The sequence below is a fragment of the Candidatus Allofontibacter sp. genome, from assembly GCF_040404065.1.
Taxonomy (GTDB): domain Bacteria; phylum Pseudomonadota; class Alphaproteobacteria; order Pelagibacterales; family Pelagibacteraceae; genus Fontibacterium.
This window is the reverse complement of record NZ_JBBAJM010000001.1, coordinates 120,531-147,118: the sequence shown is the minus strand read 5'-3', so window position 1 is coordinate 147,118 and position 26,588 is coordinate 120,531. Positions and strand designations below refer to the sequence as shown.

27 protein-coding genes are annotated in these 26,588 nt (G+C 29.0%); 15 read left to right on the top strand and 12 right to left on the bottom strand.

The window, feature by feature from the left end; translation table 11 throughout:
- Window positions 1-10: 10 nt before the first annotated feature.
- Window positions 11-535, bottom strand: a complete 525-nt coding sequence (locus AC8IG9_RS00740; protein ID WP_507424915.1) for a DUF3576 domain-containing protein — start codon at window positions 533-535, stop codon at window positions 11-13.
- Window positions 536-733: 198 nt separating this feature from the next.
- On the opposite strand from AC8IG9_RS00740, the gene AC8IG9_RS00735 reads away from it, so the two are divergent.
- The gene (locus AC8IG9_RS00735) at window positions 734-1,900 is read left to right on the top strand and encodes a porin (RefSeq protein WP_507424914.1); all 1,167 of its coding nucleotides are present in this window, start codon (window positions 734-736) and stop codon (window positions 1,898-1,900) included.
- A gap of 26 nt (window positions 1,901-1,926) precedes the next feature.
- Here AC8IG9_RS00735 and AC8IG9_RS00730 read toward each other — a convergent pair whose 3' ends face one another.
- Complete coding sequence (locus AC8IG9_RS00730; RefSeq protein ID WP_507424913.1) at window positions 1,927-2,529, bottom strand: thiamine phosphate synthase; 603 nt, start codon at window positions 2,527-2,529, stop codon at window positions 1,927-1,929.
- On the opposite strand from AC8IG9_RS00730, the gene AC8IG9_RS00725 reads away from it, so the two are divergent.
- Window positions 2,530-3,174, top strand: coding sequence for a YggS family pyridoxal phosphate-dependent enzyme (locus AC8IG9_RS00725; protein WP_507424912.1), 645 nt, complete (start codon window positions 2,530-2,532; stop codon window positions 3,172-3,174).
- On the opposite strand, the gene AC8IG9_RS00720 is transcribed toward AC8IG9_RS00725, so the two are convergent.
- Window positions 3,167-3,658, bottom strand: a complete 492-nt coding sequence (locus AC8IG9_RS00720; protein ID WP_507424911.1) for a L,D-transpeptidase family protein — start codon at window positions 3,656-3,658, stop codon at window positions 3,167-3,169. The two genes, AC8IG9_RS00725 and AC8IG9_RS00720, sit on opposite strands and share 8 nt — an antisense overlap.
- 24 nt (window positions 3,659-3,682) lie before the next feature.
- Here AC8IG9_RS00720 and AC8IG9_RS00715 point away from each other — a divergent pair, with 24 nt between their 5' ends.
- The gene (locus AC8IG9_RS00715; protein ID WP_507424910.1) at window positions 3,683-4,327 is read left to right on the top strand and encodes a winged helix-turn-helix domain-containing protein; all 645 of its coding nucleotides are present in this window, start codon (window positions 3,683-3,685) and stop codon (window positions 4,325-4,327) included.
- Here the strand turns inward: AC8IG9_RS00715 and AC8IG9_RS00710 are convergent.
- The 7 genes from AC8IG9_RS00710 to grpE form a co-directional block, all read right to left on the bottom strand.
- Window positions 4,324-5,271 (bottom strand): adenosine kinase, encoded by a 948-nt coding sequence (locus AC8IG9_RS00710; RefSeq protein WP_507424909.1) that lies wholly within the window; start codon window positions 5,269-5,271, stop codon window positions 4,324-4,326. The genes AC8IG9_RS00715 and AC8IG9_RS00710 overlap by 4 nt on opposite strands.
- The gene (gene nth / locus AC8IG9_RS00705) at window positions 5,264-5,902 is read right to left on the bottom strand and encodes an endonuclease III (protein WP_507424908.1); all 639 of its coding nucleotides are present in this window, start codon (window positions 5,900-5,902) and stop codon (window positions 5,264-5,266) included. Before nth ends, AC8IG9_RS00710 begins: the two co-directional genes overlap by 8 nt.
- Before the next feature lie 24 nt (window positions 5,903-5,926).
- Window positions 5,927-6,700 carry a 4-hydroxy-tetrahydrodipicolinate reductase gene (dapB, locus tag AC8IG9_RS00700; protein ID WP_507424907.1) on the bottom strand — a complete coding sequence of 258 codons (774 nt, stop codon included), beginning with the start codon at window positions 6,698-6,700 and terminating at the stop codon, window positions 5,927-5,929.
- A gap of 30 nt (window positions 6,701-6,730) precedes the next feature.
- Window positions 6,731-8,710, bottom strand: a complete 1,980-nt coding sequence (locus tag AC8IG9_RS00695) for an O-linked N-acetylglucosamine transferase family protein (protein ID WP_507424906.1) — start codon at window positions 8,708-8,710, stop codon at window positions 6,731-6,733.
- A 33-nt stretch (window positions 8,711-8,743) separates the two neighbouring features.
- Window positions 8,744-9,892: a molecular chaperone DnaJ gene (gene dnaJ, locus AC8IG9_RS00690; RefSeq protein ID WP_507424905.1), complete on the bottom strand. Its 1,149-nt coding sequence runs from the start codon at window positions 9,890-9,892 to the stop codon at window positions 8,744-8,746.
- Window positions 9,893-9,927: 35 nt separating this feature from the next.
- Window positions 9,928-11,841 carry a molecular chaperone DnaK gene (gene dnaK / locus AC8IG9_RS00685; RefSeq protein ID WP_507424904.1) on the bottom strand — a complete coding sequence of 638 codons (1,914 nt, stop codon included), beginning with the start codon at window positions 11,839-11,841 and terminating at the stop codon, window positions 9,928-9,930.
- Between the two features lie 117 nt (window positions 11,842-11,958).
- On the bottom strand, window positions 11,959-12,510 hold the full coding sequence (gene grpE, locus AC8IG9_RS00680) for a nucleotide exchange factor GrpE (RefSeq protein WP_507424903.1): 552 nt from the start codon (window positions 12,508-12,510) through the stop codon (window positions 11,959-11,961).
- Between the two features lie 78 nt (window positions 12,511-12,588).
- Here grpE and rph point away from each other — a divergent pair, with 78 nt between their 5' ends.
- The 4 genes from rph to AC8IG9_RS00660 are packed head-to-tail and all read left to right on the top strand — an operon-like array spanning window position 12,589 to window position 15,343.
- On the top strand, window positions 12,589-13,305 hold the full coding sequence (gene rph / locus AC8IG9_RS00675; RefSeq protein WP_507424902.1) for a ribonuclease PH: 717 nt from the start codon (window positions 12,589-12,591) through the stop codon (window positions 13,303-13,305).
- Window positions 13,295-13,918, top strand: coding sequence for an RdgB/HAM1 family non-canonical purine NTP pyrophosphatase (gene rdgB, locus AC8IG9_RS00670; protein ID WP_507424901.1), 624 nt, complete (start codon window positions 13,295-13,297; stop codon window positions 13,916-13,918). The genes rph and rdgB overlap by 11 nt, the downstream gene beginning before the upstream one ends.
- Window positions 13,908-14,759 (top strand): 16S rRNA (cytidine(1402)-2'-O)-methyltransferase, encoded by an 852-nt coding sequence (gene rsmI, locus AC8IG9_RS00665; protein ID WP_507424900.1) that lies wholly within the window; start codon window positions 13,908-13,910, stop codon window positions 14,757-14,759. Before rdgB ends, rsmI begins: the two co-directional genes overlap by 11 nt.
- The gene (locus tag AC8IG9_RS00660; RefSeq protein ID WP_507424899.1) at window positions 14,756-15,343 is read left to right on the top strand and encodes a BON domain-containing protein; all 588 of its coding nucleotides are present in this window, start codon (window positions 14,756-14,758) and stop codon (window positions 15,341-15,343) included. The genes rsmI and AC8IG9_RS00660 overlap by 4 nt, the downstream gene beginning before the upstream one ends.
- Here the strand turns inward: AC8IG9_RS00660 and AC8IG9_RS00655 are convergent.
- Window positions 15,340-17,610 carry an NADP-dependent malic enzyme gene (locus tag AC8IG9_RS00655; protein ID WP_507424898.1) on the bottom strand — a complete coding sequence of 757 codons (2,271 nt, stop codon included), beginning with the start codon at window positions 17,608-17,610 and terminating at the stop codon, window positions 15,340-15,342. The two genes, AC8IG9_RS00660 and AC8IG9_RS00655, sit on opposite strands and share 4 nt — an antisense overlap.
- Window positions 17,611-17,713: 103 nt before the next feature.
- On the opposite strand from AC8IG9_RS00655, the gene murJ reads away from it, so the two are divergent.
- The 4 genes from murJ to AC8IG9_RS00635 all read left to right on the top strand — a co-directional run bounded on the left by murJ (window position 17,714) and on the right by AC8IG9_RS00635 (window position 22,106).
- Window positions 17,714-19,231 carry a murein biosynthesis integral membrane protein MurJ gene (murJ, locus tag AC8IG9_RS00650; protein WP_507424897.1) on the top strand — a complete coding sequence of 506 codons (1,518 nt, stop codon included), beginning with the start codon at window positions 17,714-17,716 and terminating at the stop codon, window positions 19,229-19,231.
- A gap of 9 nt (window positions 19,232-19,240) precedes the next feature.
- Window positions 19,241-20,248: a tryptophan--tRNA ligase gene (gene trpS / locus AC8IG9_RS00645; protein WP_507424896.1), complete on the top strand. Its 1,008-nt coding sequence runs from the start codon at window positions 19,241-19,243 to the stop codon at window positions 20,246-20,248.
- A 130-nt stretch (window positions 20,249-20,378) separates the two neighbouring features.
- Complete coding sequence (locus AC8IG9_RS00640) at window positions 20,379-20,921, top strand: NifU family protein (protein ID WP_507424895.1); 543 nt, start codon at window positions 20,379-20,381, stop codon at window positions 20,919-20,921.
- Between the two features lie 9 nt (window positions 20,922-20,930).
- A complete protein-coding gene (locus tag AC8IG9_RS00635) occupies window positions 20,931-22,106 on the top strand; it encodes a glucosaminidase domain-containing protein (RefSeq protein ID WP_507424894.1) in 1,176 nt (391 codons plus the stop codon).
- On the opposite strand, the gene AC8IG9_RS00630 is transcribed toward AC8IG9_RS00635, so the two are convergent.
- Window positions 22,099-23,154: a polysaccharide deacetylase family protein gene (locus tag AC8IG9_RS00630; RefSeq protein ID WP_507424893.1), complete on the bottom strand. Its 1,056-nt coding sequence runs from the start codon at window positions 23,152-23,154 to the stop codon at window positions 22,099-22,101. The genes AC8IG9_RS00635 and AC8IG9_RS00630 overlap by 8 nt on opposite strands.
- Here AC8IG9_RS00630 and AC8IG9_RS00625 point away from each other — a divergent pair.
- The 4 genes from AC8IG9_RS00625 to ybeY all read left to right on the top strand — a co-directional run bounded on the left by AC8IG9_RS00625 (window position 23,141) and on the right by ybeY (window position 26,588).
- Window positions 23,141-23,701 carry a hypothetical protein gene (locus tag AC8IG9_RS00625; RefSeq protein WP_507424892.1) on the top strand — a complete coding sequence of 187 codons (561 nt, stop codon included), beginning with the start codon at window positions 23,141-23,143 and terminating at the stop codon, window positions 23,699-23,701. The genes AC8IG9_RS00630 and AC8IG9_RS00625 overlap by 14 nt on opposite strands.
- Before the next feature lie 70 nt (window positions 23,702-23,771).
- Complete coding sequence (gene miaB / locus AC8IG9_RS00620) at window positions 23,772-25,109, top strand: tRNA (N6-isopentenyl adenosine(37)-C2)-methylthiotransferase MiaB (protein ID WP_507424891.1); 1,338 nt, start codon at window positions 23,772-23,774, stop codon at window positions 25,107-25,109.
- On the top strand, window positions 25,109-26,134 hold the full coding sequence (locus AC8IG9_RS00615; RefSeq protein ID WP_507424890.1) for a PhoH family protein: 1,026 nt from the start codon (window positions 25,109-25,111) through the stop codon (window positions 26,132-26,134). The genes miaB and AC8IG9_RS00615 overlap by 1 nt, the downstream gene beginning before the upstream one ends.
- Window positions 26,121-26,588 carry an rRNA maturation RNase YbeY gene (ybeY, locus tag AC8IG9_RS00610; RefSeq protein ID WP_507424889.1) on the top strand — a complete coding sequence of 156 codons (468 nt, stop codon included), beginning with the start codon at window positions 26,121-26,123 and terminating at the stop codon, window positions 26,586-26,588. Before AC8IG9_RS00615 ends, ybeY begins: the two co-directional genes overlap by 14 nt.

Genomic DNA, 26,588 nt, shown 5'->3' with positions numbered 1-26,588 from the left:
TTTAAAACTTTTAATCTTTAGGTTGATTTTTTAAATCTTCTACTCTCATCGATCTAGCAGAAAATAGAATTTTATCTTTAATCTCTTGAGGAAGATTATTATTCAGCTTGGTCGTTGTACATTTATTATTTTCATCGCAAACTTTTTTATGAGCTGTCACTTGAATTGAGTCAGATCTTAATTCGTTGCTAAGAAATCTTACCGTAAGTTTAACTTGCTCATTAGAATTTAAATTTTCAGAGTACCAATCATAAACTATAACTCCGCCAGAATAATCTGCGTTCAATAAAGGTAAAAAATCTAAACTTTTTAAAGTTGCTCTCCATAAAACATTTGAAGTTGCAAAATCGAATGTGGTGCTATTTTTTTTAGAATTATTTATGTCCCCAAATATTCCACCCTTTTTATCTCTAAATTCTTCAGCTTTTTTCTGAGGGTTTGGTTCAATTATTACTTTTTCACCAGTTACAGGATCATATTTAGCGCAACCTATAATTGTTAATGATAAAGTTATTAGGAAAATAATATTTTTCATGGAAAACATAGTAATATTATAGCTTAAAAATCGTTTTTTTGCTCATTTTACTATCAAAATTCATATGTGTCATTATTGCAACATTATTAAAAAGAAATAAAAATAAAGCTTAATATAGTTAAGTTTTTAGCAAACATTTAATATTAATCAACCAATTATAACCAAGTGGTTATAACAACTTAACAAATAAGGAAAACAATGAAAAACAAACTATTAATTACTAGCGCTTTAGCAGCTGGTAGCTTAATGGCTGGTAGCATTGCTAACGCTCAAACTTATTACGAAAAAGGTAATAATTATGGACAATCTACAACTACTGTAGGTGGCGATTTAGCGATTATCTATTCAGCTTTCAGAAAGCAAAATGGTACGTTAACAAACAATGCAACTTCTGGCCTTAACTCTTCAAGAGGTTTTGGTAGAGAGTCGCAATTAAACGTTTCTAACAGAGGAAAACTTAACAACGGTCTTGAGTACGCCGCTGGTTTCTCTTTAGAGTTTGATGGAAGAGGTGCTTCAAACACTACTTCAGCAACTGAAACTCCATCAATTTCAAACGAAAACGTTTATGTTGATTTAATAATCGGAAACACAACTTTGACTGTTGGTCTTGACCACGTTCAAAGAGCGTACAGTGGTTCAGTACCAGCAGTATTTAACATCACTGAGTTGATGACGGCTGCAGGTTCAAAAACTACTTACGTAACTGGTGCTAAAACATCAGAATCAGCTCACGTTGGTATAATTCAGAGCGTTCCTTCTTTAGGATTAAAAGCTTCTGCAATTTACGCTCCTAGAACTGGAGACACGGGTGGAGAAGATGTTGCATCTGTTACTTCAAACATCGGAACTAACTCTTCTTACGAAGTTGGTGTAATCGGTGTTGATGCTTTCGGTATCAAAGGTCTTGGCGTTACTGGTTTTTATAACAGTATGACAAAATCTAACGTAACGTATTACGGCGCTGTAAAAGGTGTTGAGTACGGTGTATCTTATAACTTCGGTACAGTTGCTATCGGTTTTGATAAGTACAAAAACGAAAATGGTATAGGTTCTGCGGCAGCAATTAACGTGTTAGGTGAGAACGCTAACAATGCTGTAGCTGTCACTAAGAAATATGGTGCTACATACGCTGTAGATTCTAACCAAACTTTAGGTTTAGTTAAATCAGTTACTGATACCTCAGGTGCGGCTATGAACGGTTTAACAGAAACTGTTACAGCTATTCAATATGGTTATAACTTTGGACCAGTTGCTGTATCTGCAACGGCTTCTAAATTTACTAACATATACGACGCTGCTACTGGTCCAACAGACCAATCTAACGGTCGTATGGCCCAAGTTAGAGTTTCAACTAAATTTTAATTATAGTTAAATATAATTAGGTTTTATTAAACCCGCCCTCTTATAAAAGAGAGGGCGGGTTTTTTTATTTCTAGGTTATTAATAAAAGTATTAAAACCAATTCCTTGAACTTTAGTTTCTTTTATTCTTCTAAAATTTGAAAGATTAATACCACCCATAGTAAAGGTGCTTTCACGCCAATCTTTCGATATTAAGTTAAATTTAACGACCCCCAACAATTGATAATTAGTGTATTTTTTATTTGCAAATATTGGAGATAAGATAATGTTTTTACAGTTTTGTTTTATTTTAAAATAATATTCCCTTTGATTGTGAACTTTTCCAATAATTCTAAATTCTTTTTTACAAGTTATTTTATTAGAAAAAACTACCCTTTTATTGTTGTGTGATAAAACAATGCCGTCCAAATTAAATTGGTAGGCAATTCTTAGATTATCTAGAATATATAATTTTATATTATTATATTTACAAAATTTTTTAATAATTAAAAAATTTTTAAGATCATTTATAGATGTTTCATTATAAACTATGGCTATGTTTTGAAATTTTAGTACATTTTTGCTTATTTGTTCGTTAATGTAGCTAGTAAAGAAATAAAAATTTTCAGAGTAAAATTTATTTAATTGCATATGTCTTTAATTGATAATTATAAATTAATACGAGATAAAATAAATGCATTATCTACTGGGGTAACCTTAGTCGCGGTTTCTAAAACATTTTCTCTAAATTATATAAAACCTTTAATTGATTTTGGTCATTTAGATTATGGCGAGAATAAAGTTCAAGAGGCTGTAGAGAAGTGGACTGATTTGATTGCTTTAAAAAAAGACTTAAAATTACATATGGTCGGTAACGTTCAAAGTAATAAAGCCGAACAAGTTGTTAAAATATTTTCATATGTGCACTCTTTAGATAGTGAAAAACTTGCAGATAAGTTCTCAGTAATTCAATCTAAGTTTAATAAGCAATTAAAATATTTTATTCAGGTGAATATAGGTAGCGAAAGTCAAAAAAAAGGTATTGATATTTCGCTAGTCCCACAATTTGTTAACTATTGTCAAAAAGAATTAAAATTAAATATTTTAGGATTAATGTGCATTCCCCCAATCAGCACATCTCCTGATAGTTTTTTTTCTAAGTTAAGAGATTTAAATGAAAGTTTTAATTTTAAAGATTTAAGTATGGGAATGTCCTCTGATTTTGAAATAGCCATTAAATACGGAGCAAATTATGTAAGAATTGGCTCATCTTTATTTGGTGATAGAGCTAAATAATTTTAATTTTTGTATTTTTTCTAATTACAGACAATAGATTAATTAAATTTTCTTTATTAAGAGCAATACATCCTTCTGTTTTTTTAAATGTTTTTTTTGCCACATGAATAAATATTGCAGAGCCCCTATTTTTGATAATAGGATTTAAATTATAGTTTAAAACAACAACTAAATCATAAAGCCTATCACTGCGATAAAGTTTTTCGCATCCAAAATTACTCGGTAATCTTATTAGTTTATTATAAAATTTACTTTTAGGATCGTCACACCAACCCATATTTTTTTTTATTCTTATTTTTTTTAAAGGTGTTTTGAGATTTTTAATTTTGTCTGCTCGATAGAAAACTTTAACTAATTTAAATATACCTCTTGGTGTTATTGAATCACCTTCCTTAATTTTTTTACCTATTCCTGCTTTCCCCAATGCGCATCGAAACTTCAAATTTTTAAAGGTTAAGTGACCAGATTCTTTTACAATAATCATATTAAATGTATTATATATTTATTTATGAATAACATTCACCTTCATATTTTTGGATCTAAAGTTTTTTTTAATCTAATTGAAGAACTTAATCTTGAATATAAGTCTTTTTTTGAAAAGAATAACACCTCTATAATAGAGAATAACTTCTCTAATAACGAAATTAGAATTGTATTTGTTGAAGGTTTGAAATTAACAGATCTTAAAATTTTTTTTAAACAAAATGTACCGACAATATTCTTATCGAGCAATAAAGATTATGTTTTAAAAAACAAACTTTCTTTACTAGAGTTTCATGCAGCTCTTTTAACCCCAATTGACTTGTTATCCTTTAAAGAAATATTGAAAATCTTAACTATTAAATATAATTTTTTTAAACAATCGAAGATTATTATCGGCAACTACGAAATTGATTCTAATCAAAAAATAATTTTAAAAAATAATGTAAAGACCAAGTTAACAGAAAAAGAATTACAATTAATTTTAACGCTCCATAAGAAAAATGGAATGCAAAAATCCATGTTATTAAAAAAAATATGGAACTATAATTCTGATTTGGAGAGTCATGCGTTTGAGACTAATTTACATAGATTAAGAAAAAAAATTGAAAAGTCTTATAAAGACAAAGAATTTATAATTGAAAAGAATTCTTTATATTATTTAGGGGGTTAATTTAACCTTGCTCCAATTTTTTGAATCACTTTTGCTGCGATAAGTGAGCCGCTATATAAGCATTTCTTAATTTCTGATTGATCTACATATTCTTTTAAAAAACCAGCTGCAAATAAATCGCCAGCACCAGTCAAATCTAGAGTTTTAGCAACTTTATGAGCTTCGCAATTAACAATTTCATTATTTATCATAGCTAAACTTCCCTTTTCACTCATTGTCACAACTAATAATTTATTAAATTTTTTTAATTGATTTATAGAGTCGATAATATTTTTTGCACCTGCTAATTCAATAATTTCTTTTTCATTTCCTATTAAAATATCTAAGTCATTTTTTAATAGATGAATAAAATCTTCTTTGTGACGAGTTACGCAGAAGATATCAGATAGACTCATGGCAATTTTAATCCCTTTTGTTTTTGATAATTTAATTAAATGCTTAAACATTTTTTCACTTGTGCCTTTATCCCAAAGGTACCCTTCTAAAAATATTAAACCTTTATTTAAAATTTCCTCCTCATTTAGGTCATTAGCAGAAAGTTGTGATGATATTCCAAGATAAGTGCACATGGTCCTTTCAGAGTCTGGTGTTATTAAAATAATAGAGGCGCCAGTTGATAAATCTTCTGTTTTTTCGATGTAGTTAAATTTTACATTTATATCTTGAAGACTTTTCTTATATAATTTTCCAAATTCATCAAAGTTAATTTTTCCAATAAAGGAAGAATTGCCATTTAAGTAAGATATTCCAGCCATAGTATTGGCAGCCGATCCACCTGCTAAAACTTTATCAATGCAAACTTTTTTTTTTAAAGAATTGAATTCATCTTTATTAATTAGTTTCATTGAGCCTTTAATAAGATTGTTGTCCTTTAAAAAGTCTTCATTAACATGACAAAAAACGTCAACAATAGCATTCCCAACTCCTAAAATACTTTTATTCATATTTTTTTTTATATAGACAAATTTTATTAATAACACATGTTTTACATGAAGGATTACGAGCTTTGCAAACATATCTTCCATGTAAAAGAATTAGATGATGTGCTTTAGAAAGATGATTTTTTGGAAGAATTGTTAGAAGTTTTTTTTCAACTTTGTCAGGAGTCTTTTCATTTGTAAGTCCTGTTCTATTGCTAACTCTGAAAACATGAGTATCTACGGCAATAGTTGGTTTATTAAATGCGGCATTTAAAACAACATTTGCAGTTTTCCTTCCAACTCCAGGTAATTTGATTAAATCATCAAAATTATTTGGTACTTTACTTTTATGTTCAGTAATTAAAATTTTAGATAAGTTATATAAATTTTTAGCTTTATTATTAAAAAGTCCTATACTTTTAATTAAATTTCTTATTTTATATTCTCCAAGTCTTAAGAAATGTTCAGGTTTATAATATTTTTTATAAATATCTTTCGTCACGTTATTTACATTTACATCGGTACACTGAGCTGAAAGAACAACTGAAGTTAATAAAGTAAAATGATTTCTATATTTTAAGGAGGTTTTAGGGTTTTTGATTGACTGATCTAATAAATTAATAAGTTTTAAAGCTTTATTTTTATCAAGTGACATTAAAAATTAGCGGATTTAATTTATCTATTTTAGTCTAAACATGTCCTGCATATTGAATAATCCCTTATTTTTTTTACTTATCCAAATTGCGGCATTTAAGGCTCCATCTGCAAATAATTCTCGAGAATAGGCAGTATGCTTTAATTCTATACTTTCTGTTTTATTAGAAAAAAAAATATTATGTTTGCCGATCGTGTCTCCTTTTCTTGTAATAAAAAAATTGATTTTATTTTTATTAAAATTTCCTTTTTTATTTAAAAAGGATTTTCCTGTTATAGATGCTAATTTTTTATTTTTACCTTTAGCAACCGCATTTGCCAACATTAGTGCTGTACCAGATGGATAGTCAATTTTTTTTTTATGATGGTTATCTCCAATTGCAATTTGATAATTATTTTGAATTTTGTTTGATAAAATTGTGGCTATATATTCAATAAGATTTATTCCTAAACTCATATTTCCAGATTTAAATATAGCAATTTTTTTAGAAAATTTTTTTATTAAACTATTTTGTTTTTCTGTAAATCCAGTTGTTCCTATAACTATTCTTTTCTTTAAATGAGTCGCGTATTTAAGAATTTGTAGAGACGATTTAGGCCTTGAAAAATCTATAATAACATCGGTTTTTTTAAAGGCTTCTAAATTATTTTTTTGAGTTTTAATATTATTAAAAATCTTTTTTTCTTTTATATCTGTAACACTATGTAATATTAAATTTTTATTTTTTAATACTTCTTTAATAAGAATTTTCCCCATTCTTCCTAGTCCACCACAAATAGTAATTCTGATTTTCTTCATTTTGTTATATTTATTATATTTTTTATATAATTAGTTAATATAAATATTTTCTGGCGCCAAATTTTTATAATAGTTTTCGTAAATTTGCTGGTAAGCTTTTTCTAAATTTTTAGTGTAAATTTTTGTATTAAAGGTATTCGAACTTTTAATTGAGGAAATAAGTTTTTGTCTAATTTCTTTTAATTTTTCAGGATTATTAGCTAAGTATATTGCAAAGTTTTCATAATCCTCAATATTCGAGGTTATAAGCTCTGGTATGTTTAAATTTTTTAAAAGACTAGCAGAAACTCTGCTTTGAAAAGATTGGCCTGTCATTGTTAGCAACGCAAGTCCAGATGATAAGGCTTCACTTGCAGTTGTATGAGCAGCATAAGGAAAAGTGTCTAAAAAAAGATCACAAAATTTAAATCTTTGAAAAATATCCTCATAATCTACAAATGGTGAGAACAATATTCTATTAGCATCAACCCCTCTTTTTAAAGCCTCGCCTATTAAGTTCTCTTTGCAAGAATTATTGCTTTCAAGGAGACAAAGATATGTATTTTTTGTTTTTTTTAGAATTCTCATCCAAGAATTAAAAATGGTAGGATTGACTTTATAAATACTATTAAAACAGCAATATACAAAGCCTGATTCAGGTAAATTAAATTTTTTACGATCATAATTGTTATGTACGGTGCTTCTTTTAGAGTCATAAGGCTGAAAAGAATCTGGCATATAAATTATTTTTTCAAAATAAAATTTTTTATTTTTATCATCTATTATATTTTTATCAGCAATAATATAATCCATGTAAGAACCCACAGTTCCTGGATAACCTAAAAAATTTATTTGAATTGGAGCGATTTTTTTTGAAAAAATATTTACTCTATTATCAGCAGTATGTCCTGATAAATCAATAGCTATGTCAATTTCAAGATTTTTTGATTGGGAAATTAAATCTTCATCTGAAATGTTTTTTACATTAAAAAATTTATCAAAAGTTTTCGATATTCTTCGAGTCATGTCGTCATCACTATATTTGCAAAAATGAAAACCTATAGTTTCAAAAGTATTTTTATCATGACACTCAAATACATTGGCAATTAAATGGGATACAGCATGTCTTCTGAAATCAGGAGAGTAGTATGCTATACGAATTTTTTTTTTTTTAGAAAGATTAAAGATTTTTTTATCTTTATCTTCAGTGTTGTACTCTTTGTTGTTGTAATTATTCGCGTTATTTTTGATAATTTCCAGAGAATCTGTCCAAGATAATAATTTCCAAGGATTTATATAATCAATTATAGTTTGATTATTTATTAAGTAATTTTCAATTTTACGAAGGATCTTTTTATAGTCTTTCCAATCACAAATTTGAGTTTTGTTAAAAAAAATAAGGCTTTCGTATATATTTTCTTTCTCGGGATCTAATATTTTTAATTTATTATAATCTTTAATAGCAAGGGTATGTTTTTTATCTAAAGAATATACATCTGCTCTGTTCTTGTAGGCATCTATGTAATTATTTTTTAATTCAATTGCTTTGCTAAAATTTATAATTGATTCTTTATAATTTTTAATATTTCCATATAACAATCCCAAATTATTATATGCTTCTGCATAATTAGGGTTTAGTTCAATTGCTTTTTCATAATTATTATAAGCCTCTTTGTATTGATATTTTTTTTTAAAAATTATTCCAAGATTATTATATGCTTCTGCATAATTAGGGTTTAGTTCAATTGCTTTGTTGAAATTTTTAATTGCATTATCATACTGCTCTATTTCTTTGTAAGCGACACCTAAATTATTATAAAGAGCGTGATGCTTTGAGTTTATACTAATTGCCTTATTAAATTTCGTAATTGCATCATTAAAATTTTTTTGTTGTAAAGATATTACTCCAAGTAAGTTTATTAATTCAAAGTTATTTTGATCTTTTATTAAAAGTTTTTCATAAATTAATTTTGCATCTTCTAGTTTTCCCGCCTTATGAAGCGTCAGTCCTTTATTTAAGATTTCGTTCATCTATAATTTTAATTATAAGATGAAACTATATAATTAATTTATGTTTTCCCAGAATTTTTTAGCTTTATTTATAAAGCTTTTTATTTCGGAATTACTATTTGAGTCTTCTAAAGATTTGAATTTTTCAAGTAATTCTTTTTGTTCTTTGGATAAAGACTCTGGAATTATGACATTTGTTTCTAGATATAGATCTCCATAATTGCTTTCTCTTAGAATAGGCATACCTTTTTCTTTAAGTCTAAATTGTTTTCCAGATTGTGTTCCAGCGGGGATTTTAACTTTTGATTTACCCCCATCAATAGTTGGAACCTCTATTTCCGCGCCAAGCGCAGCATCAACCATGGATATAGGTAGTTTAAAATATAAATTTTCTTCAGATCTTTGAAAAATTTTATGTTTTTGCACTGTAATAAATACATAAAGATCTCCATTGGATCCCCCTCTATATCCACCATCTCCTTTTCCGGATAATCTTATTTGTGTTCCATCATCAACTCCTTTTGGAATCTGAATTGAAAGATTTTTTTTAGTTTTTACCGCTCCCGATCCTTTGCAATCTTTACAAGGATTTGAAAGCATCTCACCCTCACCTCCGCAATCTGGGCAAGTTTGCTGCAATGTAAAGAAGCCTTGTCTCGTTCTTACTTTTCCATGCCCCTCACAAGTAGAGCATGTTTTTGGTTTTGAACCTGGTTCTGCACCACTACCTGAACATTTTCCACATTTTTCATTTGAAGATAAATTTATAGTTTGTTTTTTTCCAAGATAAGCTTCTTCAAGGCTAATTTCTAAATTGATTTTTAAATCGGAACCACGGTTAGATCTTGATTTTTTAGACCTACCACCACCTCTTCCTGACCCCATAAAGTCTCCAAAAAAATCATCGAATATGTCGGAGAAAGCACCTGATTCAAATCCACCAAAATCGAATCCGCCAGCAGGACCACCTTGTCCGCCTTCAAAAGCAGAATGACCGAATTGATCGTATGATGATTTTTTCTTTGGATCGGATAATACTTGATAGGCTTCTGAAGCTTCTTTAAATTTTGCTTCAGCAGTTTTGTCTCCCTGATTTCGATCAGGGTGATATTTCATTGCAAGTTTTCTGTAAGCTTTTTTTATTTCTTCGGGACTTGAACTTTTGGTTACACCAAGAATATCATAATAGTCTTTTTTGGACATAATGACTTATCTGTCTAGCAACCAAATTAATCTGATTAATTGCCTTTTTTGTTATCGTCTTTCACTTCTTCAAATTCAGCATCAACCACATCTTTTTTGTCATCAGGTTTAGCATCTGATTTTGGAGCTCCGGCTGTTTCTTGTTGAGCTTTGTAAATAGCCTCACCTAATTTCATCGAAGATGTCATTAACTGTTGTGTTTTTGTTTTAATATCTTCAGTTTTGTCAGACTTAATAGCTTCTTTCAAATCTTCCATATCTTTTTCAATTGCTTTCTTATCAGTTTCAGAAATTTTACTTCCGTGCTCTTTTAAGCTTTGCTCGGTTGAAGCGATTAAAGAGTCAGCATGATTTTTTGCATCTACTTCTTCTCTTTTTTTCTTATCTGCTTCTTTGTTAGCTTCTGCTTCCTTAACCATTTTTTGTATTTCTTCATCTGTTAATCCACCAGAAGCTTGAATTTGTATCTTTTGCTCTTTGCCTGTCCCTTTGTCTTTTGCAGAAACGTTAACAATACCGTTTGCGTCAATATCAAAAGCTACTTCAATTTGAGGAACTCCTCTAGGAGCAGGAGCTATTCCTGTAAGCTCAAAATTACCTAGTAACTTGTTGTCATTTGCCATTTCCCTTTCACCTTGAAAAACTCTTATAGTAACAGCAGGTTGGTTATTCTCTGCAGTTGAGAATACTTGGCTTTTTTTAGTTGGAATTGTTGTGTTTTTTTCAATTAATCTTGTGAATATTCCGCCTAAAGTTTCAATACCAAGTGACAATGGAGTTACATCTAAAAGAAGAACGTCCTTAACATCCCCTTGTAACACACCCGCCTGAACAGCAGCACCTAAAGCTACTACTTCATCAGGGTTAACGCTTTGATTTGGTTCTTTTCCAAAGAAGTTTTTAACTGCCTCAACAACTTTTGGCATTCTTGTCATTCCACCCACAAGAATAACTTCATGAATTTCAGATGCGGTGAAACCAGAATCTTTTAGAGCAATTTTGCAAGGCTCAATTGTTTTTTCAATTAGTTTTGCAGTAAGAGCTTCAAGTTTTGCTCTTGTTAATTTCATATTAACGTGTTTTGGACCTGTTTTATCAGCTGTAATGAAAGGTAAATTTACTTCAGTTTGAGTTGAAGAAGATAGTTCTATTTTTGCTTTTTCAGCGGCTTCTCTTATTCTTTGTAGCGCAAGTTTATCAGATTTTAAATCTATACCGTTTTCTTTTTTAAATTCTTCAATAATATAATCCGCTAATATTGCATCAAAATCATCCCCACCTAAAGATGTGTTTCCGTTTGTAGATTTAACTTCAAATACTCCATCACCTAATTCAAGAACTGAAATATCAAAAGTACCTCCGCCCAAATCGTACACAGCTATTGTTTTAGCTTTTTTCTTATCAAGGCCATAAGCAAGTGCTGCAGCAGTTGGTTCGTTAATAATTCTTAAAACTTCAAGACCAGCAATTTTTCCAGCATCTTTAGTTGCTTGTCTCTGTGCATCATTAAAATATGCAGGTACAGTTATAACTGCCTGTTTAACTTCGCTACCAAGATATTTCTCAGCAGACTCTTTCATTTTCATTAAAATGAAAGCAGAAATTTGACTTGGAGAATATTTTTTATCACGAGATTGAACCCATGCATCTGTACCGTTGTCAGATTTTATTACTTTGTAAGGAAGTCCCTGTATGTCTTTTTTTAAATTTGAATCTTCAAAACTTTTTCCAATTAATCTTTTTACGGAGAAGAAAGTATTTTCTGGATTTGTTACAGCTTGTCTTTTTGCCGGAAGACCCACTAATTTTTCACCAGATTCAGTAAAGGCTACAATAGATGGAGTAGTTCTTACTCCTTCAGAATTTTCTAATACTTTCGGCTGCGCACCATCCATAATAGCAACGCATGAATTTGTAGTTCCTAAATCTATTCCAATTATTTTTGACATAAAATTTTATTTTTTAATTAATTAGTTAGAGGTATGTGGTGCTTAATTTTAATATTACAACCTTTGGGTCTAAATTTTTTTCGCCAAAAAAGGCCTAATTTGCTTGGTTTTAAGAGCTTATTTATTGAGATCGCTTTTTTTTTTAGAAATAGACACTAATGCAGGTCTTAATAGTCTATCATTTAACATGTAACCTTTTTGTATCTCATTTATAACTGTTCCAGTTTCCTCTTCGCTTTCAACTTCATTCAAAGCTTGATGAAAATTAGGATCAAATTTTTTACCAACGGATTCGAATGATTTAATTCCATTTTTATCGAAACTATTAATTAATTCTTTTTCGATCAGTTCTATACCAAGTATAATATCTTTAAATTCTTCTGATTTAAATTTAGGACTGTCTTTAAATAAGCCGAAGGCTCTTTCTAAATTATCAGCAAGATTTAGAATTTCTCTTGCAAAAGAAGATGAGCTATATTTTATTAAATCTTCTTTTTCTTTTTCATGTATTTTTCGAAGATTTTGGTTTTCAGCTAAAGAACGAAGTAATTTATCATTTAATTCTTCTATTTGTTTTTCAACATTATTTTCTGCAACAGTTTCTACCTCCGTATTATTAATCTTTTCTTCTTGATTATCGTTAGGAGCAGTTTCGTTGTTATTATTCATAGATCTATATATTTAAAACAATACTTTATAATTTTTTTGACATATATAGGTACTATATTTCATATTTCTAGCTTTATTATGAGAAAAGATAACAGAGACAATCTTAGTTTAAGAAAAATTGAGATTATACCAAATTTTATTAAAAATTCAGAAGGCTCTTGTTTAGTTAGATTCGGAGACACACAAGTTGTTTGTACAGCTTCCGTTGATACAAAAGTTCCAAGATGGCTAATGGGTTCACAAAAAGGGTGGGTCACAGCTGAATATGGAATGTTGCCAAGGTCAACGCACGAGAGAATGAGAAGGGAAGCAGCAGTTGGAAAAATTGGAGGAAGAACATCTGAGATTCAAAGATTAATCGGAAGATCATTAAGATCTGTTGTTGATCTTGGACTTTTGAATGAAAAATTAATTACAATTGATTGTGACGTATTAACAGCAGATGGAGGAACAAGAACAGCTGCTATCACTGGAGGATTTGTGGCTTTAAAATCTTGCATTGATCATTTGCTTAGACAAAAAGAAATTAAAACAAATCCCATACAACAATATATTGGCGCAGTGAGCTGTGGAATCTTGAATGGTAAAATTTTACTAGATTTAGATTACTCAGAAGATAGCAATGCAGAAATTGATGCAAATTTTGTCATAACTGAAAATATGCAGTTAGTTGAAATCCAAGCAACAGGTGAAAAAAAAACATTTTCAGATCAAGATTTAAATGAAATGTTAAAAGCTTCAAAAGAGGCTATAAAAAAAATAATACAACTTCAAAAGTCTTGCTTTGAAAAATAGGTTAAAGGATTTAAAAAAAGTTAAATCTTTATTAGTTGCAACCAATAATAAGGGAAAGTTATTGGAAATAAAAAAATTACTACCTGATAAAATTAATTTCTATAGCCCTGAAGATTTTAAATTAGCAGAGCCCGTTGAGAGCGGAAAAACCTTTGAAGCTAATGCGATTATTAAAGCAAGATATTGCGCCGAAAGAAGTAAGTTAATATCTTTATCCGATGACTCTGGCTTGGAAGTATTAGCACTAAAAGGAAGACCTGGAATTTATTCAGCAAGATGGGCTGGAAAGAGTAAGAACTTTGACACGGCAATTAAAAAGGTTTTTTTAGAATTAAAAAAGAAAAAGAAATTAAACAAAACTAATAAAGCTAGATTTTATTGCTCACTTGCAATTGCTTGGCCTGATGGAAAATGTAAAACTTTTAGTGGCACAGTGAATGGTAAAATTTCGCTTCAGCCAAAAGGAAATAAAGGGTTTGGTTACGATCCAATATTTATTGCAAATGGTTATAAAAAGACTTTTGGCGAAATAAGTGCTGATTTAAAAGACAAGATAAGTCATCGTTATAAAGCATTCAGTAAGATAAAAAGATTCTTTAGATATGGAAAATAAATTTGAGCAAAATTTAGAAAAAGGACTTTATATAGTTTCGACTCCTATTGGAAACCTTGCTGATATTACAATCAGAGCTTTGAATGTTTTAAAAAAGTCAGATGTTATTTTATGTGAAGACAAACGAGTTTCTAAAAAATTACTAAATCATTACGATATTAAAGCTGAGTTATTTTCATATCATAAATTTAATGAAAAAGAGTCTGTATCTAAAATATTAGAAATATTTAAAAATAATAAAATTGTATCTTTAATAAGTGATGCGGGGACTCCATTAATTTCTGACCCCGGTAAAATTTTAATTAATGAGATTGAAAAAAATAATATTAAAATTATTCCAATACCAGGAGTTTCAGCAGTAACAACTGCATTTAGTTTATCAGGATACAGTGACGATTATTATTTTTATGGATTTCTTCCAAAAAAATTAGGCGAAAGAAAGGAGGCTTATGAGCAATTTTCTAAAATAGATAGCTCAATTATTCTGTTTTTACCTGCTCGGAATTTAATTTTATTAATTCAAGAAATGCAAAAATATCTTGGTGACAGAAATATTCTGATTGGAAAAGAGTTAACAAAAATTCATGAAACTGTAATTAAAGGAAATCTGAGTAACATTATTGAAAAAATTAAGTTGCTAGTATTAAAAGGTGAGATCACAATAGTATTGTCTTCTGAGGCGAATAAAAATAAAGAACAAAATATTGATTTAAATAAAGAAATTTTAGATTTATCAAAAAAAATGACAACATCTGATATTTCAAAATATCTTTCAAAAAAACTAAATATATCTAAGAAAGATATTTATAAGCAAATTTTAAATTTAAAAAATAAAAAATGAAATTTTTAAAAATAATTTTAATTTCTCTTCTTCTCACGTCTTGCATGGGAAGTTTAAACACATCAATATTTGGTATTGGCGTGAATATTAATTTAGACCCAAGATCTCCAGGGTTATTATTTGACGATTCGCTAGCTGAGAAGCTTATTCTTAAAAAAATTGTTTCCCATGATTATAAATTGGTATTTTTAAATGTTAAGGTTATTGATGGAACAGCAATCTTAAGTGGAAGAGTTGAAAACGCAGAAGATAAATTAAAACTTACAAAGTTTGCATGGGAGACAGCTGGTATTAAAGCAGTTAGAAATGACATAATAGTTGCAGATTCAGGCTCATTTCGTCAGAGAGCAAAAGATATTTTAATTTCATCACAATTAAATGTTGCGTTATTAGCTAATAAAAAAATTAATTCTCGTAATTATAATTTAGATACTATTAATGGTAAGATTTATATTTATGGAATGGCGATGAACAAAGAAGAGTTAGACGAAGTTCTTAAAGAGGCCAAATCAATTCCAGACGTTGCAGAAGTTGTTCCAAGTATTATTCTTGCAGATAATCTATCTAGAAGAAATTATCTTTAATTCTTTTTATTATATTTAATCACCTCACAAGAGAACGCGGCGATTGCAGCCATATTAAATATATCAGAAACTTTTGATCTTAAAGTTGCAATTTGAATAGGTCTGTTTAATCCAATTAATAGTGGACCCACTAATGTAGCCCCACCTAATTCTTTAAGTAATTTAGTTGAGATTGCAGCACTATGAATAGCTGGCATAATTAAAATATTTGCTGGTGCCGATAATTTTGAGAATGGATAAATAGTTTTAAATTTTGGATTTAAAGCTACATCTGGTTGCATTTCTCCTTCAAATTCAAAATCAACTTTTCTTTTTTCTAAAATATCTCTTGCTTCTCTTAAGTGAATACTTCTTTCAGACATTGGTTTTCCAAATGTTGAATGAGCTAATAATGCAACTCTAGGAGTAAAACCGAGAAGTCTAGCAACTCTAGCAGAAGAAGTTGCTATGTCTGCTAAATTTTCTGCACTAGGATATTCGTGAACATTTGTATCTGCAATAAATACTGTGCCTTTTTTAGCAACAACGATTGTAAGTCCAAAAGCAATTTCTCCCGGTCTTTCATCTATAACATATTTTATATTTTCTAATGTATCGCTGAAAGTTCTTGTAACACCTGTTACCATTCCATCAGCATCACCAAGATCTACCATGCAAGAACCAAATACAACTCTGTTGGTTTTTATTAATCGTTCACAGTCTCTTTTAAGAAAACCATCTCTTTGTAATCTTTTATATATATGCTCAGCATACCTTTTTCTTTGCTTTTCATCTTTTGAATTATGTATTTCAATTGACTTATCCAAAGTTAAACCAAGATCTTTAAGTTGTTGTGCAATCTTTTCAGCACTTCCAATTAAAATAGGAGTTCCTAATCCATTATTTTTAAAATCAATTGCAGCTCGAAGCATCGACTCTTCTTCACCTTCAGCAAAAATAATTTTTTTAGGTTTTTTTCTAATTACTGAATAAATATTTTGTAAAAAACCAACAGATGGATCTAATCTCGCGGAAAGACTGTCTTTATATGCAGCAATATCTTCAATTTTCTTTTGTGCAACTCCACTTTTCATCGCTGCTTCTACAACGGCAGCAGACACATTTCTTATTAATCTTGGATCGAAAGGAGATGGAATAATATAATTTTTTCCAAATTTAGGTCTTTCTCCACCGTAGGCATCAACAACCTCATCTGCCACATCTTCTTTTGCAAGAGCTGCTATAGCCTTTGCGGCAGCAATCTTCATTTCTTCATTAATAGTTTTTGCTCTACAGTCCAAAGCTCCTCTGAAAATATAAGGAAAACCTAGAACATTATTTACTTGATTTGGATAATCAGATCTTCCAGTTGCTATAATTGCATCGCTTCTAGTTTTTTCTATTAATTCAGGAAGAATTTCAGGATCAGGATTTGCACAAGCAAAAATTATAGGATCTTTTGCCATAGATTTTACCATTGCGGGGGTTACAGTGTTTTTTGCTGACAAACCCAAAAAAACATCTGCGCCTTTCATGGCCTCTTCTAACGTTCTAAGTTTTGTATCTACGGCATGTGCAGATTTAAACTGATCTACTTTTGGGCGCCCTTTATAAATTACTCCTTCTTTATCTAACATCACTGCATTTTTATCAGGAAGGCCCATCGCTTTTAGTAATGAAATACAAGAAAGGCCAGCGGCTCCTGCTCCATTAGCAACAACTCTTACATTTTTGATTGATTTTTTTACAATATCTAAAGCATTTAAAATTCCAGCAACTGTAATGATAGCAGTTCCATGCTGATCATCATGAAATACGGGGATTGAAAGTCTATTTTTTAATTCTTGTTCTATAATAAAACAGTCTGGAGATGCGATATCTTCTAAATTGATGCCTCCAAAGCTATTTCCAATTGCAGCTACACAATTAATAATTTCATTAGCGTCCTTAGAGTCAACTTCGATATCAATTGAATCGATATCAGCAAATCTTTTAAAAAGAACGGCCTTTCCTTCCATTACTGGTTTTGAAGCAAGAGCACCTAAATTTCCAAGACCTAAGATTGCAGATCCATTTGAGATAACTGCAACAGTATTTCCTTTGTTTGTGTAGTCGTAAGCTTTCGAAGGATCTTTTGCTATCGCCTCAACAGGAACAGCAACACCAGGAGAATATGCAAGAGCCAAATCTCTTTGCGTTGCCATTGGCTTGCTTGCTATTATTTCAATTTTCCCAGGCTTACCCTGACTATGATAGTCTAAAGCTTCTTTATCTGTAAACTTTTCCATAATATGGTTTTTAATATAAATAAAACTGTAAGAAGAAGTTATTTTTCTTATACTAAGTTCTTAGATTTTAAATTATTAAAACAAAGTTGAAACTAAATATCAAATGAATATTTTAAAAAATATCTCTTATTTTGGATTTTCGACTTTTTTAAGTAGAATTCTTGGTTATTTGAGGGATACTTTAATTGCAGTATTTCTTGGAACCTCAGCTGCCGCCGATGCAATGTTCGTTGCTTTTAGAATACCAAATACTTTTAGGTCTTTATTTGCGGAAGGATCTTTTAATTCAGCTTTTATTCCAGCATATGCAAAACAAAAAGGAGTTAAAAAAAGGAATTATTTTGCAAATCAAGTTTTAAATTTATTAATTTTTTTTATTTTGTTTGTAGTTTTTATTATTGAAATATTTACTCCTCAATTTTTATCTATTGTTTCGCCAGGCTTTCAAGATATTAGCGGTAAATTTGATTTAGCAGTTAGTTTGAGCAGAATTACTTTTCCATTTTTATTTTTTATATCTATTGCCTCTTTTCTTTCTGCTATCTTAAATTCAAAAGATAAATTTTTAGTAACTGCGGCAGCACCCATCATATTAAATATTTTATTGGTCTTAACGTTATTTTTTTTTCATGATAATGAAATACAAACAGTTTATGCTTCATCTTACGCATTAACCATTGCTGGAATTATTCAGGTTTTTTTTCTATTTTTTTTTGCAAGAAAATTTTTTAAACTCAATTTAAGTTTTGTTGTTAAAATTAATAATCAAGTTAAGTCTTTTTTTAATCAATTGCTTCCAAGCGTTTTTGCATCAGGCGTAAATCAAATAAATATTTTAACTGGAACAATCATTGCCTCCTTTCAAAGTGGAGCTGTCTCTTATTTATATTATGCCGATCGAATTTATCAGTTACCACTTGCATTAACAGGTATAGCGATTGCAACTGTTATTCTTCCAAGGCTATCGAAAGAAGTTTTTAATTTAAAATTTAATAAAGTTAACTTTATTCAAAATCGTTCTTTAGAATTATGTTTATTTTTATCTTTGCCCGCAACGATTGGAATTATTATTGCTTCAGAACAAGTTATATCTGCGCTTTATGGTTATGGATCGTTTACAGGTGATAGCGTTGCAAATACTTCTTCAGCGCTCTTATTATTTGGTCTGGGTTTACCAGCTTTTGGATTAATAAAAATTTATTCAAGTTTTTATTTTGCAAGAAGCAATACAAAATTTCCTTTTTATTTATCTTTGGTTTCTGTGTTTTTAAATATTTCTATTAGCCTTATATTTTTTAAAAAATATGGCTTTTTAATAATACCTTTAGCGACAAGTTTTTCAGCATGGTTTACTGTATTAATATACCAAATAAATCTAATTAAATTGGGTTATCATTCTTTTGATAAATTATTTTTTATTAGATTGATAAAATCATTTATTTCCACAATTACCATGGGCTTAATCCTTTGTGTTTTGTTAAAATATTTTGCGTATTATTTGGAATTAAAATCCTTATTAAAAGCGGTTGTTTTAATATCCATAGTTTTATTCTCAGCTTTAATGTATTTTTTGTCTGCATACTTTTTAAAGGCATTTAGTATTAAAGATTTAAAAATTTAAAAATTGTGAATGATTAAAAATAGAATTTTGTCAGGCGTTCAGCCAACTGGAAATCTTCATTTGGGTAATTATCTAGGAGCCATTAAAAACTTTGTTAAACTTCAGAAAGATTATGAGTGCTTCTTTATGCTCGCTGATCTTCATTCGATTACTGTTTTTCAAGATCCTAAACAACTTAGAGAAAACGTGATTGAAACTGCAGCAGTTTTTTTAGCATGCGGTTTAGACCCAAAGAAAAATGTTATTTTTTGTCAGTCAGGCGTTCCTGGACACTCAGAGTTAGCTTGGATATTTAATTGCGTGGCAAGAGTAGGTTGGCTTAACAGAATGACGCAATTTAAAGAAAAGGCAGGATCCAATAAAGAAAAAGCAAGTGTAGGTCTTTATACTTACCCAAATTTAATGGCTGCAGATATTTTACTTTATAAGGCAACACATGTTCCGGTTGGAGAAGATCAGAAACAACACATTGAGCTATGTAGAGATATAGCTATTAAATTTAATAATGATTTTAACTGCAAAGATTTTTTTGTGCTTCCAGAACCAATTATTGTTAAAGAAGTTGCAAGAATAATGAGTTTAAAAGATGCTACAAAAAAAATGAGCAAATCGGACGAGTCTGATGCTTCAAGAATTAATTTAACAGACAGTGAAGACGAGATTGTTCAAAAAATTAAGAAAGCAAAAACCGATAACGATTTAATTCCAAAAAGTGAAAAAGAATTAGAGAATAGACCAGAGGCAAGAAATTTAATAAATATTTTCTCTATCTTAAAAGGGAACTCTTTAGATAAGAGCTTAAAAGAATTAAATGGAATTAATTTTTCTGAATTAAAAAATAAATTGAGTGAGCAATTAATTAAAGAAATTATTCCAATCGGAAAAAAAATAAAAGAATTTAAACAAGACGTGACCTTAATTAAAAAAATTCTTAAAGAGGGTAGCGACCGCGCTAATATAGAATCCAAAAAAACATTGAAAGAAGTTCATAAGATCGTAGGATTGTCAGTAGAGTAGTTTAATTCTCATAATTTTGATGTTATTTTTATATAAAGACATTGTTAATTCACCTAACACATTGAATTTTAAAGCTTTTTATAAAGCGTGGTTACTTTAATAACAAATCATAATAACTAAATTTACGTTTATGGATATTCATGTGCAGCAGACACCAAATCCTGACACGTTGAAATTTGTGTTGGATTTAGAGCTAGTGCAGAATGGTTCTATTGAATTTAAAAGTTCTTTAGATGCCAATGGATATCCGTTTGTGCAAAAAATATTTGGGTTAGAAGGTGTTGAATTGGTTTTCTTAGGAAGCAACTTTATTTCTATTAAAAAACATAGTTCCTTAGAATGGGAACAACTTTTAGAAAAAGTTAAAGACAGTATAAAAAATAACTTTCCTGCAGATTTTAAAACAATAATTTTAAAAAAAGTTGATAATAAAAATCAAGATGAGGTTTTTAAAAGAATTGAAGAAGTTTTGGAATTAAAAATTAGACCAGCAGTTGCAATGGATGGTGGTAACATCAGTCTTAGATCTTTTATTGATGGAGTGGCAGAAGTTGAGCTACAAGGTAGTTGCGCTGGATGTCCATCATCTACCTTAACTTTAAAACAAGGCGTTGAACGAATGTTAGTTCATTATGTACCAGAAGTTAAAAGCGTAAGAGCAGTAAGTCTATAATCTTTTAATATGAAAAATTTAATTTTAAAAAATTTTAAAAAAGTATTTTTAAATGGAAAATTAATTTTGCCTTTTATTAGAATTAAAAAAGCAATCTTAAATAATGGATTCTCTCGTTATATTGTTGAAACTATTTTGCCAACATTTAGATTTTTGTCTTACATTTTAAAAAATATAAATAAAATTTATTTATTCTTAATTAAAAAAATTAATCTTAAAAAATTAGCACCCTATTCTGTAGTAATTATTTTAATAATTTTTACAGCTTTTGTTCCAGAATTTTTCAATTTTTCTGGAATAAACAAAAAAATGATTAATAATAAAACAGATGACTATTCTAATAACGATCCGTCTATTGATCAGATTTTAAAGAAAAATTTTTTAACCAACGATTCAAAAAAATTAGGTTTGGATTTTCAACAAGTGATTAGCCTTATTAATTTATTTGAAAAAAGCGGTTATAATTTAGAAAAGGTAAGAGAAGGGGAGCCCGTTGCAAACTTTTTTTTAGCAAGATTTCCTGAGGGTATAGGCGAATTAGAAAATATTGAGCAAAGAAAGAAAATTTTTATACAAATTTTGTTACCAATTATCCTTTCCGAGAATGAAAAAATTATTGAGGATAGAAGAAAATTAACAATTATTATGAATAGAAAAAGTTTCACCAAAGATGCAGCTTGGTTGGAAGAAAAGTTTCAGCAATACAAAGTTAAAGATAACAATATTAAAGAATTATTAATAAGGATGGATATTATTCCCCCATCTATTGCTATAGCACAGGCCGCTTATGAAAGTGGTTGGGGAACTTCTCGTTTTGCAATTGAAGGAAATGCTCTTTTTGGCCAATGGGGATGGAAAGAAAACAAAGGAATGGTACCAGAAAATAGAACCGAAGATGAAAGACATGAAGTTTCAAAGTTTAATCAAATTAGATATGCGGTTAGTGCTTATAAAAATAATTTAAATACTCATGCATTTTATGACCAGTTTCGTAAAGAAAGAGCTCACCAAAGAAAAGGAAGATTAACAGGATCGATATCAGGACTAAAACTAATTAATTATCTTGGTAAATATTCAATTAGAGGAGACGATTATGTGCTTGGGTTAAAAAAGATTATAGAGCAGAATTCCTTAAAAGATTTTGATAAATCAAATCTGTTAATTAAAAAATCTAATTCTATTTAATACCATCCATTACTAATTGGAAACCCATCCATCTCCACTGACCATCTTTATCTAGTACTGAGCAATTAACTCGTCCTGTTCTAGTTTTAAATTTAGAGTCTAGATTTATTCTGATCCAATTTTTTTCAATAAAAATTATTTTCTTCTTACTCCATTCGCCACCATCATTTGCAAAACAAATTATGTTTTGTAAATTATTAATGTCTTTATAAAACTCTATTTCAATTTTTGGAGGATTATCTGATTTAGAAATAAATTTATTATCAGGTTTAAAAGATTTAAAGGGAAGAGGCTTTGTTTTTAATAAAGTTAAAAACCTTTCAGGTTTTCCGTAATTTTCATTTACTGGAAATCTAGGTAACTCAAAAATATCTTTGCTTGTATCAATCACACCTGAATGCTGACCAAAGGCTAATTCATAATTTAATTCTTTAACAATTTTTTTAAAACTAGAACTGTACTCACCAAATGGATATGAAAAATATTTTGGTATAAAAGATAGCTCCCGCATAAAATCTTTGTGAGATCTTTCTAAATCTTCTTTTATTTCCGCATCAGATTTATTAATTAAATATTCATGAGAAAAACTATGTCCACCGATTGTTCCAATTTTAGAGTTATGAATTTCTCTAATCTGATCCCAAGTCATATAGTTTGGGTTTTTAGCACTGACTTCTCGAGTATTAAAAAAAAGAACAAAAGGTATTTTTTTTTCTTTTAATATTTTCCAGCCATTGTCATAAAAAGATCTAAAGGCATCATCGACTGTAATTAAAATTTTTTTTGATTTATAATCTTTTTTTTCAAGAAGAATTTTTTTTAATTCATCAATTGAAATGAATTCAATATTATTTTGACTAATCATTTCCAATTGAAGATTGAAATCTTTTATTCTTAAATTTGTTGTTGGATACTTGTTTTCTTCGAAACGATGATACATTAATCCAATAATACCTTTTTCATTTTGATATTCTTGCCCATTTACTGATGTAAGATTAACAATTATTAAAAGAGTAATTAAAATAATTTTATTTATGAAAACTTTCATTGATTCTAACTTTTGTTCAGTAGATTTTACGCTCGGAAGTTTAGTATTAATTTTAAAGAAAGACAATTCAGAGTTTTCTATTATTAAAGAAAAATTTAAAAATAGTGAAAATTTTATAAATGTTTTGTTAGATTTTTTTACCGAGCACAATATCAAGATAGAAGGTTTAGATTTTTTTATGTTAAATCTTGGCCCTGGAGGATTTGTTGGCCTTAGAAACATTCTCTCTTCTTTAAAAAGCATATCGTTAGTGAAAAAGACTAAGATATTAGGATTTAATAATTTTCAGATTTTAAAAACTTTAATTGATAACAAAAAATACGATTCAGTTGGCATTGAAATGAATAATAAATTTTATGTTAAAAAAATAACTGACTGTGATGATTATTACTCAAAATTTACTTTGCAGAGCCATTCAGACATTAACACTGCTAAAATAGCCAAGTTTTCTGAGTTACCTAAATATAACTCTAAAAACCTTCTATATATTTTGGATAATAAACTTTTTATCGATAATAAATTGTTTCCAATTTATGAAAATAAATAACAAATATATTTCATTTATTTGTTTTTTTTTATACCTTCAGGATCGTAAATACTTTGAAAGATTATAATAATTGTCAAAAAAATTTTATATAAAGACCTTTGGTTGTCAGATGAATGAATATGATTCTGATAAAATAGCAGATCTTATGCAGACCGTTAATTTTGTAAGATCTGAAACACCAACAGACGTGGACTGCGTTATATTCAATACCTGCCATATTAGAGAGAAGGCTACAGAAAAAGTATATTCAGATATTGGTAAAATTAAAAAACTTAATAGATTTAAAAAAAAACCTATTTTCGTATTAGCAGGTTGTGTTGCGCAAGCACAAGGAGAAGAAATTTTTAAAAGAACCAAAGATGTAGATATCGTGGTTGGTCCACAGTCATATCACCGACTTCCGGAGCAGGTTAATAATTTTTTTGAAAGAAAAGAAAATTTTTCTGATACCAATTTTGAATTAATCGAAAAATTTGACACTCTTGATAACTTAAAGACTTTTAGAAAATCTAAAATTTCTGAATTTTTAACCATACAAGAAGGTTGCGATAAATTTTGTTCATTCTGTGTTGTTCCTTATACAAGAGGTGCTGAATTTTCTAGATCTTTTAATAGTATTATTGGTGAAGCAAAAAAATTAGCAGACAATGGAGTTAAAGAAATTACTTTGCTAGGACAGAATGTTAGCGCTTACAAATTTATTGATGGTAAAAAAACTTACAATCTTGCAAGACTTGTAGATGAAATTGCAAAAATTGACTCAATACATAGAATACGTTTCACAACATCACATCCTAACGACATGGACCAAGAACTTATCGATGCATTTAAATATCAAGAAAAATTAATGCCACAATTACATCTTCCTATTCAGTCAGGATCTAATAAAATTCTAAAATTAATGAATAGAAAACATACGAGAGAATATTACTTAGATTTAATCAATAAATTTAAAGAAGTTAATCCGGATATAGAGTTTTCAAGTGATTTTATAATTGGTTTTCCAGGAGAAGAAGAGCAAGACTTTAATGATACTCTTGATATTATTAAAAAAGTGAATTTTGTTAATTCTTACTCATTTATTTATAGTCAAAGACCGGGAACACCAGCGGTGGAAAGAGACCAGGTGCTATTAAATACATGCAAGGAAAGATTGTTAGAATTGCAGAACTTGTTAGCCGATATTCAGTTAAAAAAGAATCGACAATTGGTTGGAAAAAAAATTCAGATATTAGTTGAAAATAAGACTAAAAAAATAGGACAGTTCTTTGGAAGAAGTAAATTTATGCACTCAGTATTTTTTAACTCTAATCATGTTAACGACGGAGACTTACTTGATATTGAGATTTCTTCTTGTAACAAAAATAATCTTTTTGGAGTTTTGCAAAAAGAACAAATATTTGCTTAATGAATTTATCTAAAGTTTCTAGTAGCCAAATAGATATTATTGAAAAAAATGCTGATTACTTAAGTTTTTATATAAAAAATAATTTCGTTCTTAGCAAAATTATCGGTGAGTTCGATTCTAATCTTAAAGAAATTGAAAGTCTTACTAAAACAAAAATTAATTTGAGAGGAAATTTAATGATCGTTAGAGGTAATTCTGACGACAGACAATCTGTAGTGCAGATTTTGGATAATCTAATAGCAAAATTTTTAAATACAAATCACATTGAAAAAGAAGATATTAAAACAATTTTTGACGTGACTAAGATGCATAAACCAGAAGCAATAAGTACAAATTCAATTTATAGCGATCATGATGCTATAAAAACATCAAGAAAGACAGTTCTGCCAAGGTCAGAAAAACAAAAGATTTATGTAGATGCTCTTAAAAATAATAAGATTGTTATGGCGTTAGGACCTGCTGGAACTGGAAAAACATTTTTAGCGGTTGCAGTTGCGGTTACTTTTTTATTAGAAGATAAGGTTAAAAAAATAATTTTATCAAGACCAGCGGTAGAGGCGGGCGAAAATTTAGGTTTTTTACCGGGTGATATGAAAGATAAAATAGACCCTTATTTAATACCTCTTTACGATTCTCTTTATGAGCTTTTAGGTTATGAAAAGATTCAAAGAAAGATTGAAGAGGGGATAATAGAAATTGCACCCCTTGCTTTTATGAGAGGAAGAACATTAAAAGATTCTTTTGTAATTTTAGATGAAGCACAGAATGCAACTTTTACTCAAATTAAAATGTTTCTAACCAGACTTGGCAATAACTCAACCATGGTTATTAATGGAGATCCATCGCAGGTGGATTTAACAAAATCAAAAGAGTCAGGTCTTTATGAGACAACAAAAATACTTAAGGATATTAAAGAAATAAAGACAATAAACTTTGATCATAATGACGTTATGAGGCACCCATTAGTTTCAAAGATCGTTAAGGCTTATGCTGATTATAAAAAAGAGCCTAATGGTAAAAGTTAATTTAGTTATTAATCATAAATCCTGGAAGTTTAGTTATCCTAAAACAGATTTATTTCTTAAAAAAATCATTAAAAGAATTTTATTATTAATTTTTCCATCAAGCAATTTTACCTTTGAAATATCTGTTTTATTAACAAACTCAAAAAATATGAAAGATCTTAATAAGAAATTTAGAAAGATTAATAAAGATACGGACGTTTTATCTTTTCCAGCAGAGCAAAAAGATTTTTTTAAGAAAAAAATTATATCAAACAAAAGAGTTTATCTAGGGGATATTGCCTTAAGTTACCCCTATATTGCTAAAATTATTAAAAAACAAAACGTAAGTTTTGATTATTATTTTAAAAAAATGTTAATTCATGGCATTTTACACCTAATAGGACATGAGCACGATTCATTAAGAAAATATAAGAAAATGAACCTATTGGAGCAGAAGATTATTAAAAATATTTAA